This is a genomic window from Stenotrophomonas maltophilia group sp. P373, assembly GCF_053295075.1.
Genome location: NZ_CM129994.1, coordinates 4,171,554 through 4,184,438 on the forward strand (window position 1 = coordinate 4,171,554; position 12,885 = coordinate 4,184,438).

Sequence of the window (12,885 nt, forward strand, 5' to 3'; positions counted from 1 at the left end):
TGAGGGCCGTAGTCGGGATGGGGCGGGGGAGGAGCGGTGTTACGTGGGGGTCATGGGGCGACGATGCTGGCGGAGTCGCCCTCCTGGCCGATCAGTACGGCGTTGGCCCAGTTGGCACAGACCTGGGCGGGTTGGCTGCCCTGCGCACCCAGCGTGCGCAGGCTCAGGGTGGAAAGGCCACGGATGTCCAGCTCCGGCTTGACCACGCCGGGCGCCTTCACCAGGCCGCTGTCGTACAGCAGGCGGTTGTCGCCCCATACCTGGAACTGCAGGCCGCCGGCGTTGCGGCAGGCGTCGTCGATGCCGAGGTCGGCACGCAGCAGGTGCCAGCCGCCCTGCAGGCGCAGGTCGATGCGGCTGTTGGCGCCGACTCCCAGGCCACGGCGGAACTGCAGGCCGTTCATGCGCATGCCGGCGTCGCCACGGAAGGACTGGTCGGTACGCAGCTGGCTGGCCAGCGCGGCCGGCACCGGCAGCTCGGAGAGATAGCGCTGCCGGGCCGGTCGCTCCGGTTCCTGGTGTTCGAGGATGTGGAAGGTGGACAGTGCGATCGGGCCGACGTCGCGCGGCTGCAGTGCATCGAACGCGCGGGCGCTGCCCTGGGCGGCGGTCACCATCGGGTCGGTGCTGCTGGCGCTGTCGCCTTCGGGGTTCTGCACGCTCAGTACGCGGAAGCGCAGCAGGCGGCCGGCATGGGCCGGGAAGTCGATGCGTTGCACGCCTTCCTTCAGCTGCAGGCGGCCACGGGCGATCGGCTCGCCCCACTCGCCATTGCTGTCGCCCAGGTACACCTCGTAATCGCGCACCTGGCCGTGCTTCCAGTTCTTGTCGTTGCGCGGCGCGATGTCGATGCCATCGATCATCCTGCGCTCGCCGAAGCCGATCACCCACTCGTGCGCGCCAGTGCGCACGGCCTGGTTGCGCACGCTGCGGAACCAGGTGTTGGGATCGTCATCGAAGGCGTTCTCCAGCGCATGGCCGGGCTCCTCGGCCGGGCGGTTGACCACCAGCAGGCTGTCTGCGGGCAGTTCGCGGCCGAGTACCGGCGCGGCCGGATAGGCATCGTCGGCGGCCGCAGTGGCCGCCGCGAAGTCCAGCTGCAGCTGCAGCGGCTGGCGGATGTCCTGGACAGCGGTACGCACGTGCAGCGTGCCACGGCGCTCCTTGGCATCGAAGTACCAGCCTTCAGCCGCACCGTTGAACGCCGCCGCATCGGCCAGCGCTGGCAACGCGCGGCCACCGGCCTGCACTGCACGTGGCGCCTGCCGGCTGAGCACGCGCAGGCCATAACGACGCTGCGCCAGCTGGCCGTTGTACTGGCCCTGCACCGCATCGATCTGCACCTGCACCGGGCCACTGCCCAGTGCAGGCGCCTGCACGCGGATTACCTGCGTGCTCGACTCACCCTGCTGGTAACGGCGCGTGTTGCCATCGTCTTCGTACAACGTGTACTGCGAGTCGCCCTGCGGGTACAGGTCGAAGGTCACTTCATCGAGCGGCTTTTCGCCGTCGAACAGCATCGACGGGTACATCGGCAGGATCGCACCGGCGCGCACGAACACTGGCAGCGTGGCCAGGTCCACCTGGCGGTCCAGCTGGCGGCCGTCGGCACCGGCCTGCACGCGGCGGCCGTCCCAGTAGTCGATCCAGCCGCCGGCCGGCAGGTGAATGTCGCGGCGCCAGCCACGGCTGGCGGCCTGGCTGCGGTACACCGGCGCCACCAGCAGGTCGCGGCCGAGCAGGAACTGGTACTTGTAGGTCTCATCCTGTGCATGCGGGTCGTGCGGGTAGTCCCACATCAGCCCCCGCACCGGCGGTGCGCCGGTCTGCGCGGCCTCGTGCACCAGCCCGTACATGTACGGGGTCAGGCGCATCTTCAACTTCAGGTAATCGCGGTTGATGCTGCGGTACGGCTCGTCGTACCACCACGGGTGCTTGCGCGCGTTCGACGACCAGCCGCTCATGCCCATCAGCACCGGGGTGAACGCCTTCCACTGCAGGTCGCGGGTGAAGGTCTCGGCGCTGCCGCCGAAGATTGCATCAACGTCGCCACTGGCGTAGGCCATGCCGGACAGGCCCGAACCGACCAGGGTCGGCACGTGCCAGCGGATGTAATCCCAGCTGCTGCTCTGGTCGCCGGTCCACGCTACGGCGTAGCGCTGGATACCGGCCCAGCCCATCACCGTCCACAGGAACGGGCGCGAATCGGAGTTGTCGAGGATGCCGTTGAACGCCTGGCGGTTGGCATCCATCGCGAACTGGTAGCCCTTGCCGGTCCAGGCCACGTCCAGCTTCTGCACGCGGCTGCCGGCCTTGCCGACTTCCCAGGCGATCTTGTCGACGCCGTTCTCGGTCCACAGGCCGGTGCGGAAGCCGTAGCCGGCGAGCCCCTTCACCGTTTCCGGCAACTGCTTGTAGCCGCAGCCGTAGCCATCATTGGGCAGGATCCAGCCACCGGGCATGTCGTGGGCGCGGTACTGCTTGGCCACGCTGTCGATCACATCCGGCGTGGTGCCGGTCGGGCCGTCGCTCCAGCCTTCGGGCACGGTGCCGGGCTTCTTGCTGTTGTCGCCGTCGTTGTAGCAGTCGGCATCGCCATAGGACAGCGCCCAGCGCGCCACCATGTTCGGGCGGCCGGTCAGCTGGGTGTAACGCTCGATCAGCTTGGGCAGGTCCGCGCCGACGAAGTAGTAGGCATCGAAGCGGTCTTCGCGATGCAGCAGCGTGGCCTGGTCGGGCTGGCGCAGGTCGTAGCTGCCATCGCTCCAGGTATTGCGCAGCATGCCCCAGCCACGGCTGCTCAGCAGCATGGGTGCCGGGCTGGGGCGGTCGCCCTCTTCCCAGCCGCCGGAATAGGACACCTCCAGCTCGCGGCCCTTGAACTGATAGCGGCCGTTCTGCTGGCCGCCACCGAAGTAGCCCTCATCGGCCTGCGAGGACAGCACCTGCACGCTCTGCGTGGCCTCCAGGTCCAGCGGCTGCAGTTCCTGCCACAGCGCGGTGGGCTGGCCGTTGTCCAGGCGTTCCAGGCGCAGGCGCAGCGGTTGCCGCTGCACATGCAGGACCAGTGCGTCGGTACGCACGCGGATTTCCTGCGCGTCTTCTTCCAGCTGCGCCTGCACGTTCGCCTTGGGCTGCGGCAGCACGATCGGTGCGGCCTTGTCGCCGGCCCCGGTCAACGTGCCGTTGCGGCCGGCCTGCACGCGGATGATGTCGGTCGCCGGCAGTTCAATGCGGATGCGCGCTCCCTTGTCGGTCTGCAGGTCCCAGCCCTGCACGCCATCGCGGCTGGCGCTGGCGCTGACCGACCGCAGGTTGCCGACCGGCTCGGCCCGGGCCGTCATGGACGCCAGCATCAAGGCCGGCATCAGGGCCAGCATCAGCGGCGAGCGACGTACGCAGTTTTCCACGCGGACTCCCAACCCGTTCACCGGGCGTTTCGAAAGCGACTGGGCCGACTCTAGGGCAGCGATTCGAAAGATGTCAACAAATTGAAAGGAAAAAGGAAGATATATTCCATTGAAACGAAAGTTGTTGCGTCGCAATACTTTGTGTAAGCGCTTGCAGGTGCCTGTTAAGCATTGTGCGATACGGCATCCGGCCCGTTCTTTCGCTTCCCCGAGCACTCCCTGGCGGGAAAAGCCACCACGCCATTTTCTTTCTTTTTACTTTCGCTATTTGACATTTCGAAAGAAAACGCAGATGGTGCGCTGGCCCAACTGGAACCTCCGAATGGACGTCACCCTGCTTTCCGATGTGTCCGCCTGGCAGCGCCTGGGCGGAGCCGATACCGCTACCGAAATCGCCCAGCAGCCCGCGCTGTGGGAAGCCCTCGCCCAGGACCTGTCGCGTGCCCGCGACCGCCTGCAGGCCTTTCTTGGCAACAGCCTCAACGATCCCAACCAGCGCGTGCTGTTCACCGGCGCCGGCAGTTCGGGCTTCATCGCCGAAATGGTGGCCGACGCGATCAACGCGCAGTGGCCAGCCGATGTGCGCGTGGTGCACACCACCAGCCTGCTGACCCACCCGGCGCTGTACCTGCAGCGTGACCGACCGACCCTGCTGGTGTCGTTCGGCCGCAGTGGCTCCAGCCCGGAAAGCGTGGCAGCGGTGGAGCGCGTGCGCAGCGACGTGGACGACGCGCGCTTCCTCGATATCACCTGCAACGCCGATGGCGAACTGGCCCGCCGTGGCGCCGGCCGTGCCGATACCTGCACCGTGCTGATGCCCTCGGCAAGCTGCGATCGTGCCTTCGCCATGACCAGCAGCCTGACCTGCATGCTGCTGGCGGCACTGACGGTGTTCGATCGCTCGCCGTGGGATGCGCGCGTGGCGCGCCTGAAGCAGATCGCCGCGCTGGCCCGCGAAGGGCAGGCGCAGTGGGACGCACCAGTGGCAACGCTTGCGCAGCGCCCGTTCAACCGCGTGATCTACCTTGGCAGCGGGCCGCTGGAAGCGCTGGCCCGCGAGTGTGCACTGAAGGTGCTGGAGCTGACCGCTGGCCGCGTTCTGGCGCTGGCCAACACGCCGCTGGGCTTCCGCCATGGCCCCAAGTCGACGCTGGATGGCAACACCGTGGTGGTAGTGCTGCGCAGCGTGCAGCCGCTCGCGCGCCGCTACGAGCAGGACCTGCTGGAAGAACTGCGCCGCGATGGCGTGGCCGGGCAGGTGCTGGCGATCGGTCCACATTCGGACATCGGCGCCGATGACGATTACACCCTCACCGTACCGGCGCTGGACGATCCGTGGCTGGCACCGGTGTGGCTGGGCTTCGCGCAGCTGTTCGCGCTGCAGCGCTCGGCCGCGCTGGGACTGACCCCGGACAACCCGTTCCCGGACGGCACCGTCAACCGCGTCGTCAAGGGCGTCACCATCCACCATGGCTGAGCTGATCGCCCACGCCTGCTATGGCATCGACATCGGCGGCACCAAGATCGAGCTGGTGGCGTGCGATGCGGCGATGCAGGTCACCTGGCGCCGCCGCGTGGCCACGCCGCAGGGCGACTACGATGGTTTCCTGCAGGCCGTGGTGACGCTGGTGGCCGAGGCCGACGCCGCGCTGGGCCGGAATGATGCGGCCATCGGCATTGCCCTGCCCGGCGTGCGTGACCGCCGCAGTGGCCGCCAGCTCAGCGCGAACGTGCCCGCACTGACCGGTCAATGCGTGGCGCAGGATCTGCAGGCGCGGCTGCAACGCTCGCTGCATTTCGGCAACGATCTGCAGTGCTTTGCCCTGTCGGAAGCGCACGGCGGCGCCGCCGACGGCTACCCCAGCATGTTCGGCGCCATCCTCGGCACCGGTGCCGGCGGTGGCTTCTGCCTGCAGGGCCGGCTGCTGTCCGGCTTCAACGGTCTGGCCGGCGAATGGGGCCACTGGAGCGTGCCCGGCCATCTGCTGCAGCGCCATGGCCTGCCGCTGCTGGACTGCGGCTGCGGCCTGCAGGGCTGCGTGGAGCGCTATGTGTCCGGCAGCGGATTGGCCATGATCGAACGCCACCTTGGAGGCAGCGCCGTCGATGCCAGTGCGGTGATCACGCTGGCCGAAGCCGGCGATGCCCGCGCGCGCAAGGCGCTGGACATCCATCGTGATCTGCTCGGCCACAGCCTGGCCGCGCTGGTGCTGGCGCTGGACCCGCACGTGATCGTGCTCGGCGGCGGACTCTCGCAGTACGCGCCGCTGTACCAGCAGCTGCCGGCCGCCATCGCCACCCATCTGTTCAATGGCGTGCAGGTCCCGCCGATCGTGCCGCCACGGTTCGGCGATGCCGGTGGCGCGCGTGGCGCTGCCCTGCTCGCCTGCCAACCCTCGTTTTCCTGATCTCCGGAGCCTGACCATGTCCCCGTTGCAGACCCTGCTTGCTTCCCACCGCGCCGGCGCCAACGTCGGCCTGTACAGCGTCTGCTGCAGCAACGAGCAGGTGCTGCGCGCGGCCATGCACGTCGCCCTGGCGCATGGCACCGTGCTGCTGATCGAGGCCACCTCCAACCAGGTCGACCAGTTCGGCGGCTACACCGGCATGACCCCGCCGCAGTACCGCGACTACGTGGGTACGCTGGCCGATGAAGAAGGCTTCCCGCGCGAGCGGCTGGTCCTGGGCGGCGACCACCTCGGCCCGAATGCCTGGCAGAAGCGCCCGGCGGCCGAAGCGATGACCCACGCGCGCGTGCTGATCGAGGCCTACGTCGCCGCCGGTTTCCACAAGATCCATCTGGATTGCAGCATGTCCTGCGCCGATGATCCGGTGCCGCTGCCCGATGCCATCGTCGCCGCGCGCTCGGCCGAGCTGGCCGAAATCGCCGAGCGCACCGCCGCCGAACATGGCCTGCCGCCGCCGGTCTACGTGATCGGTACCGAAGTGCCGATTCCCGGAGGCGAAGCCTCGCTGGCCGAGGGCCTGCAGGTGACCACGCCGGCCGCCGCCGCGCAGACCCTGGCCATCCACCGGCAGGCCTTCGATACCTCGCAGCTGCGCGATGCGTGGCAGCGTGTGATCGCGATGGTGGTGCAGCCGGGCGTGGACTTCGACCACAGCAGCGTGCACGAGTACGACGCCGCGGCTGCCAGTACGCTGGCCGATTTCCTCGAACAGCAGCCACGCATCGTGTTCGAAGCGCACTCCACCGACTACCAGCGCGAGAGCGGCCTGCACGCGCTGGTGCGCGACCACTTCGCCATCCTCAAGGTCGGGCCCGCGGCCACCTTCGCCTACCGCGAAGCGCTGTTCGCGCTGGCCGCGATCGAGGCCGAACTGCTGCCGGCGGCACAGTGCTCGCGCCTGCCGCAGGTGCTGGACGAGGTGATGGTGGCGCAGCCGAAGTACTGGCAGTCCTACTACCAGGGCGATGACGCCGCGCTGCGCCTGCTGCGCAGCTACTCCTTCAGCGACCGCTGCCGTTACTACTGGGGCGAGCCCGCGCTGGTGCAGGCGGTGCAGACCCTGTTCGCCAACCTGGAACAGCACGCGCCGCCACTGGTGCTGCTCAGCCAGTACCTGCCGGAGCAGTACCGCGCCGTGCGTGAGGGCACGCTGGCCAACACCCCCACCGCGCTGGTGCAGCACCGCATCGGCCTGTGCCTGGGCGAGTACGCGCGCGCCTGCAGCGCCAACCAGGCCGGAACCCGCACGCAGAACGCAGGTTCGGCTGCCGCAGTTGCTGCGAACGGCTAATCTCTACCTTTCCCCGCGAAACCGAGAATGGCCATGCGCAACACCCGCTCCCGCCGGCAACAGATCCTGCAGCTGCTGATCGAGCACGGCTCGGTGCAGGTGGCCGATCTGGTCGAGCGTTTCGGCGTGTCGGCGGTGACCATCCGTGCCGACCTGACCCACTTCGAGTCGCAGGGGCTGGCCAACCGCACCCACGGCGGCGCCACCCTGGTGCGCACGCCGCCGCAGGAACAGGACATCCATGAGAAGGACGCGCTGAACCTGCCGTTGAAGGAATCGATCGGTGCGCGCGCTGCGCGCCTGGTGCAGCCGGGCGACAACATCATCATCGATTCCGGCTCGACCACGATGACGCTGGCCCGCCACCTGCGCGCGCATCGCGACGTGACGGTGATGACCAATGGCCTGAACATCGCCTGGGAACTGGCCAATGCCGCAGGCATCACCGTGCTGCTGACCGGTGGCCTGCTGCGCCAGCAGTCGCTGTCGCTGCAGGGCAGCCAGGCCGAGGCCAGCCTCAACTCGTACAGCTTCGACACCCTGTTCCTTGGCGTGGATGGCCTGGACCTGCAGTTCGGCCTGACCACCCACGACGAGGCCGAAGCCCGCCTCAACCACCGCATGGTCGAGCGCGCGCGCCGCATCGTGGTGCTGACCGACGCCTCCAAGTTCGGCCGTGTCAGCCTGCACCGCATCGCCCGCCTCGACCAGATCCACGCCATCATCACCGACGCCGGCATCGACGAGGCAACCCGCGAAGGGCTGCAGCGGCTGGGTATCGAAGTGATCATTGCCGAGCCTCCCGCATGACCGACATCCGTTCCCTGCATGGCCGCATCCTCACCCCGCTGGGCTGGCGGCGTGGCCAGGTACACTTCGATTCACACGTGCGCCAGCTGCAGGTGGATGACCACAGTGGTGCTGACGACCTGCAGCTGCCGGTCATCCTGCCCGGCTTCATCGACCTGCATGTGCACGGCGCGGCCGGGGTGGACCTGATGCAGGGCGGCGACGTGGCGCGCACCATCGCGCGCACCCATCTGCGCTTCGGTACCACCACGCTGCTGGCAACCACCATGACCGCCGGCCTGGATGAGATCGAGCACGCGCTGCAGGGCGTGGCTGCGACGATGGCGGCGCCCGATGCCGACGCCGCCAGCATCGTCGGCGTGCATCTGGAAGGACCGTTCATCAGCCCGCAGCGGCTCGGTGCACAGCCCAACCGTACGATCGAGGCGACGCTGGCGCTGGTGCAGCAACTGCACGCACTGGCGCCGATCCGGGTGATGACGCTGGCACCGGAAATCGGCGATCACACCGCACTGATTCCCGCGCTTTCGGCGATGGGCATCCGCGTGCAGCTCGGCCACAGCGCCGGCACCTACGAGGAAGGCGTAGCCGCGCTGCAGGCCGGCGCCTCCGGCTTCACCCATCTGTTCAATGGCATGACCGGTGTCGACCATTACCGACCCGGCATCGCCGCAGCGGCGCTGGCGCATGCACAGTACGCCGAGATCATTCCCGACCTGCAGCACATCCATCCCGGCGTGATCCGCCTGGCCGCGCGCGCGATCCCGCGCCTGTATGCGGTGACCGACGCGACGGCCGCCACCGGCATGCCCGACGGCGAGTACGCGCTGGGCGAGCAGCGCGTGCACAAGTGCGGCGGCTGCGTGCGCCTGGCGACCGGTTCACTGGCCGGCAGCGCGCTGACCATGGACCAGGCGCTGCGCAACCTGGTGCGCGTCGGCCTGGAGCTGGCCGACGCCTCGCAACGTGTTTCCACCTTCCCGGCCGACTATCTGGGCCTGGGCGATCGCGGCCGCATTGCGCCCGACGCCCGCGCCGACCTGGTGGTACTGGACACCGAACTGCGCCTGCGGCAGGTGGTCATTGGTGGGCGCGTGATCGATCTGACCTGACGCAAGCGATGCGGCCCGGATGCCGCGCGGGCTCCCTGTAGAGCCGAGCCATGCTCGGCTCACCGCACGAAGCGCGGCATGGGGAACCTCGATATCGGAACGGAAAGCAGCCGAGCATGGCTCGGCTCTACAGAATGCACTCTGCGACGAACCGCCGCCTGGCCTGGCCCGGCGCTACCACAGGAACTGCCGATGACTGCAAGCACCGCTCCGCGCTGGCCCGTACGTTACCTGCTCTTCATCGGCGGCCTCGGTGGACTGCTGTACGGCATCGACATCGGCATCATCGCCGGCGCCTTGCCCTATCTTGAAGCCACCGCCAGCCACGCCTGGCAGCTCAGCAGCCAGCAGCTCGGCTTCGTGGTGGCCGCGGTACTGCTGGGCAGCGTGCTGTCCTCGCTGTTCGCCGGCATGATCGCCGACCTGATCGGCCGCCGCGGCGCGATGCTGCTGGCCGGCCTGCTGTTCACCGCCTCGATTCCGATCATGGCACTGGCCTCCGGTTACACGCCGCTGCTGCTGGGCCGCCTGCTGCAGGGCATCAGTGGCGGTTTGATCGGTGTAGTGATTCCGCTGTACCTGGCTGAAGTGCTCAGCCCCGAGCGACGCGGGCGCGGCGCGGCGATGTTCCAGCTGCTGCTGACCATCGGCCTGGTGCTGGCCGCGCTGATCGGGCTGTACCACGCACATGCGGTGGATGCCGCCGCCGAGACCGTGCGCTCGCTGCCGCTGGCACAGCAGGCGCAGGAGCTGTTCACGGTGAAGGACCACGCCTGGCGCACCATCTTCTGGACCTGCCTGGCGCCGGGCCTGCTGTTCTGCGCCGGCATCTTCTGGCTGTCCGAATCACCACGCTGGCTGGTGCGCCGGGGCCGCATCGATGAAGCCCGCCGCAGCCTGCAGCGCGTACTGCCCGCTGCCGATGTGGAGCCCACCCTTGCGCAGATCCAGGCGCCGGAATCGAGCAGCAGCGACAGCAAGCGCGACCCGCTGCTCAGCCGCCGCTACGTGGTGCCGTTCCTGCTCGCCTGCGTGGTGCTGGCCTGCACCCAGGCCACCGGCATCAACTCGGTGCTGGCCTACGCGGTGAACATCCTCAACCAGGCCGGCCTGTCCGGTTCAGTGGCCAACGGCGCCGACGTGGCGATCAAGCTGCTCAATGCGGTGATGACCGTGGTCGCGTTGCTGCTGGTCGACCGCAAGGGCCGCAAGTTCCTGCTGATGCTCGGCAGCGGTGGTATCTGCGTGGCCCTGCTGGCAGCGGCCACGCTGTTCTTCCAGGCCGAGCGCGGTCGCGCTGATGTGCAGCCGCAGTTGCAGGCGGCGGTCAACGGCGATGGCCTGCAGCTGGTGCTGGATGAAGCCCAGTGGCAGCGCCTCGGTGCTGGCATCGACAGCGAGGGCCGGCCGCTGCAGCTGACCGTGTCGTACGCCTACGGCGACTTCACCAATGTGCGCGCCGTGCGCAGCGACAACCTGATTGATCGCGAACTGCGTATCGACCGCACCGGCACCGTACAGCCAGACAGCGTGATCGGCGCATTCTTCCGCAAGTTGCATCTGAACCCGTTCGCCGACCCCGCCAGTGCCGCGCAGGCGCCGCTGCGCGTCGAACAGGCCCGCATCGGCCCGGTGCCGCCGCCTGCACATGGCTGGTCGGTGGCCGCCTGCATCCTGGTATTCGTCGCGTTCTTCGCGGTCGGCCCCGGCGTGTGCGTGTGGCTGGCACTGTCGGAACTGATGCCGAACCGCATCCGCTCCAACGGCATGAGCATCGCACTGCTGATCAACCAGTTCGTGTCGACCACCATCGCCGCCATCTTCCTGCCCACGGTGGGCCACTACGGCTACGCCAGCATGTTCGTGTTCTGGGCGGCCTGCACCTTCGTATTTTTCCTGGTAGCCGCATTCTGGCTGCCGGAGACCAAGGGCAAGTCACTGGAGGAGATCGAGGCACGGTTCGCACGGTAGCGGTCGACCTTGGTCGACCTCCGCGTAGCGCGGGGATGTTGGCGCGCCCGTCACTGACCGGTGATGTGCTTCGCCAACGCCTGCGCCTCGGCGATGCTCGGCAGCCCGCTCAGCATCATCGACTCCCCGAACGGGCCCTGCACCGTCGCCACCATCAACACGCGGCCATCCACGCTGATCGCCGCTCGCTGGCCCACCAGTGCTTCGGTGCCATCGTGGATGCGCTGGTGCGCTTCGTGTCGAAAGCGGATCTGCAGGCCAGGTTGCTTGTCCTGATCCAGCACGTAGCGCACATCGGCAATGTCGGCGCTGCCGGCGATCGGTGGCTCGTGCAGGGCCAGGGTTTCGCCCTGCCACTGCGCCTGCCTGCCCTTGCCGTCCGCATCGACCGCGCTCAGGCGTACATCCACACCCGCGCGCGGTACGTGTCCCTCGACCGCCTGCACCGCGGGCGTGGCACCTGGCGTGCATCCGGCCATGGCCAGTGCCGCGCCCAGCAACAACGCAAGCGCCGTTCTCACTTCAGCTTCCGCAGCTTGAACGCCACCAGCACCTGCAGCAGGCCGTACAGCAGGCTGCCAATGCCGATCCACAGCGTGGTCACCGCCACGCCCGCGTACGGGTTGGCCGCGAACAGCAGGCCCAGCACCACCGCCAGCACGCCGCTGAGAATCAGCAGCCACTCACCCTGGATCTGCTTGCGCACGCGGATCGCGAATACGATGCGATAGATGCCTGCCACCAGCAGCCACGCCGCCAGGAACAGCACCAGCACGCTGGCCGTGGCCAGCGGATTGATGACCGCCAGGATGCCGAAACCCATCGAGGCGATGGCATACAGTGCCAGCCAGCCACGCGACGCGCCGCTGCCGCCGCTGACCAGTGCGAACAGGCTGATGACGCCTTCAACGATGGCCATCACGCCCAGCGTCCACGCCAATGCCATGGCGGCGGACAGCGGCCAGCCGATGGCGATGATGCCGAAGCCCAGCGCAACCAGCCCATACAGCAGCAGGATCCACCAGCTGCGACCCACCGCCGACAACAAGGGAGACAAGGGGGAATTCATGGCTACTCCTTCAGTCCAGTACCGGCCTCATCCTAGCCCCCGGCGATGAAGAGAGCGATCACGGCACGCGCGCGCAGACCCACACGCGCACTTCTTCTGCGCCTGTGCAGCGCAGTGTCTCGGCGATTTCCACCACCGTGCTGCCGGTAGTCATCACGTCGTCGACCACGGTCAGGCGCGTGGGCACCGGCCCATCGACATCGAACGCATCGAACAGGTTTTCCCTGCGTTGCTCGGCCGTTCGTTCGGACTGCGGTGCGGTATGCCGCCGCCGGTACAGCCCATGCCAGACCGGCAACGGCAGCAGCCGGCACAGCTCGGCGGCCTGGTTGTAGCCGCGTTGGCGCAGGCGGCGGCGGTGCAGGGGTACCGGCGCCAGTGGTGGGCATGACCAGGCGGGCGGTGCCCGCTGCATCAACTGCGCCAGCAGGCGGCCAGCCGCCAGGTCCTGATGGAACTTGTAGCGCACCAACAGTTGGTCCACTGGCGGCAGGTACAACAGGCTGGCATGGGTGGCCGTCTGCGGTGGCGCTTCCTCGCGGCAGCTGCCGCAGACGATCAGGGCGGCGTCCGGCAGCGGCAGCGCGCAACGCAGGCAGGCGCGGCCGGCCCAGGGTAGTTCGGTGAGGCAGGCGCGGCATAGGTCAAGGCCATCATGGCCTGGGTCGTCACAGACCAGGCAGCGCAATGGCAGCAGCAGGCGAAGCACGGCCTGCAGGCTCCAGGCGGCGGGGGTAAAGGCAGGCATACGTTG

The 12,885-nt window shown here is 68.3% G+C and carries 10 protein-coding genes; 6 read left to right on the plus strand and 4 right to left on the minus strand.

From position 1 onward, the window contains the following. Positions 1-50: 50 nt before the first annotated feature. Positions 51-3,410 (minus strand): TIM-barrel domain-containing protein, encoded by a 3,360-nt coding sequence (locus ACSYHF_RS19355; RefSeq protein WP_447575947.1) that lies wholly within the window; start codon positions 3,408-3,410, stop codon positions 51-53. A gap of 322 nt (positions 3,411-3,732) precedes the next feature. Here ACSYHF_RS19355 and ACSYHF_RS19360 point away from each other — a divergent pair, with 322 nt between their 5' ends. The 6 genes from ACSYHF_RS19360 to ACSYHF_RS19385 all read left to right on the plus strand — a co-directional run bounded on the left by ACSYHF_RS19360 (position 3,733) and on the right by ACSYHF_RS19385 (position 11,062). Beyond that, positions 3,733-4,887 (plus strand): SIS domain-containing protein, encoded by a 1,155-nt coding sequence (locus tag ACSYHF_RS19360; protein ID WP_329845921.1) that lies wholly within the window; start codon positions 3,733-3,735, stop codon positions 4,885-4,887. Beyond that, positions 4,880-5,818, plus strand: coding sequence for an ROK family protein (locus tag ACSYHF_RS19365; protein WP_061479038.1), 939 nt, complete (start codon positions 4,880-4,882; stop codon positions 5,816-5,818). The genes ACSYHF_RS19360 and ACSYHF_RS19365 overlap by 8 nt, the downstream gene beginning before the upstream one ends. A 16-nt stretch (positions 5,819-5,834) precedes the next feature. Next, positions 5,835-7,169, plus strand: a complete 1,335-nt coding sequence (locus ACSYHF_RS19370; protein WP_329845922.1) for a D-tagatose-bisphosphate aldolase, class II, non-catalytic subunit — start codon at positions 5,835-5,837, stop codon at positions 7,167-7,169. A gap of 33 nt (positions 7,170-7,202) precedes the next feature. Then, a complete protein-coding gene (locus ACSYHF_RS19375; protein WP_005420109.1) occupies positions 7,203-7,979 on the plus strand; it encodes a DeoR family transcriptional regulator in 777 nt (258 codons plus the stop codon). Continuing rightward, complete coding sequence (nagA, locus tag ACSYHF_RS19380; RefSeq protein ID WP_095378214.1) at positions 7,976-9,091, plus strand: N-acetylglucosamine-6-phosphate deacetylase; 1,116 nt, start codon at positions 7,976-7,978, stop codon at positions 9,089-9,091. The genes ACSYHF_RS19375 and nagA overlap by 4 nt, the downstream gene beginning before the upstream one ends. A 192-nt stretch (positions 9,092-9,283) precedes the next feature. Beyond that, the gene (locus tag ACSYHF_RS19385) at positions 9,284-11,062 is read left to right on the plus strand and encodes an MFS transporter (RefSeq protein WP_329845923.1); all 1,779 of its coding nucleotides are present in this window, start codon (positions 9,284-9,286) and stop codon (positions 11,060-11,062) included. Between the two features lie 50 nt (positions 11,063-11,112). On the opposite strand, the gene ACSYHF_RS19390 is transcribed toward ACSYHF_RS19385, so the two are convergent. The 3 genes from ACSYHF_RS19390 to ACSYHF_RS19400 are packed head-to-tail and all read right to left on the minus strand — an operon-like array spanning position 11,113 to position 12,879. Next, the gene (locus tag ACSYHF_RS19390) at positions 11,113-11,541 is read right to left on the minus strand and encodes a SecDF P1 head subdomain-containing protein (protein ID WP_138953555.1); all 429 of its coding nucleotides are present in this window, start codon (positions 11,539-11,541) and stop codon (positions 11,113-11,115) included. A gap of 38 nt (positions 11,542-11,579) precedes the next feature. Further along, a complete protein-coding gene (locus tag ACSYHF_RS19395; protein ID WP_329845924.1) occupies positions 11,580-12,131 on the minus strand; it encodes an HdeD family acid-resistance protein in 552 nt (183 codons plus the stop codon). A 58-nt stretch (positions 12,132-12,189) separates the two neighbouring features. After that, a complete protein-coding gene (locus tag ACSYHF_RS19400; RefSeq protein WP_329845925.1) occupies positions 12,190-12,879 on the minus strand; it encodes a ComF family protein in 690 nt (229 codons plus the stop codon). Positions 12,880-12,885: the final 6 nt, after the last annotated feature.

What these genes read in the sequence shown, in the direction of transcription:
- ACSYHF_RS19360 (WP_329845921.1), top strand. Translation starts at nt 3,733, where the DNA reads ATGGACGTCACCCTGCTTTCCGATGTGTCCGCCTGGCAGCGCCTGGGC.
- ACSYHF_RS19365 (WP_061479038.1), top strand. Translation starts at nt 4,880, where the DNA reads ATGGCTGAGCTGATCGCCCACGCCTGCTATGGCATCGACATCGGCGGC.
- ACSYHF_RS19370 (WP_329845922.1), top strand. Translation starts at nt 5,835, where the DNA reads ATGTCCCCGTTGCAGACCCTGCTTGCTTCCCACCGCGCCGGCGCCAAC.
- ACSYHF_RS19375 (WP_005420109.1), top strand. Translation starts at nt 7,203, where the DNA reads ATGCGCAACACCCGCTCCCGCCGGCAACAGATCCTGCAGCTGCTGATC.
- nagA (WP_095378214.1), top strand. Translation starts at nt 7,976, where the DNA reads ATGACCGACATCCGTTCCCTGCATGGCCGCATCCTCACCCCGCTGGGC.
- ACSYHF_RS19385 (WP_329845923.1), top strand. Translation starts at nt 9,284, where the DNA reads ATGACTGCAAGCACCGCTCCGCGCTGGCCCGTACGTTACCTGCTCTTC.
- ACSYHF_RS19390 (WP_138953555.1), bottom strand. Translation starts at nt 11,541, where the DNA reads ATGGCCGGATGCACGCCAGGTGCCACGCCCGCGGTGCAGGCGGTCGAG.
- ACSYHF_RS19395 (WP_329845924.1), bottom strand. Translation starts at nt 12,131, where the DNA reads ATGAATTCCCCCTTGTCTCCCTTGTTGTCGGCGGTGGGTCGCAGCTGG.
- ACSYHF_RS19400 (WP_329845925.1), bottom strand. Translation starts at nt 12,879, where the DNA reads ATGCCTGCCTTTACCCCCGCCGCCTGGAGCCTGCAGGCCGTGCTTCGC.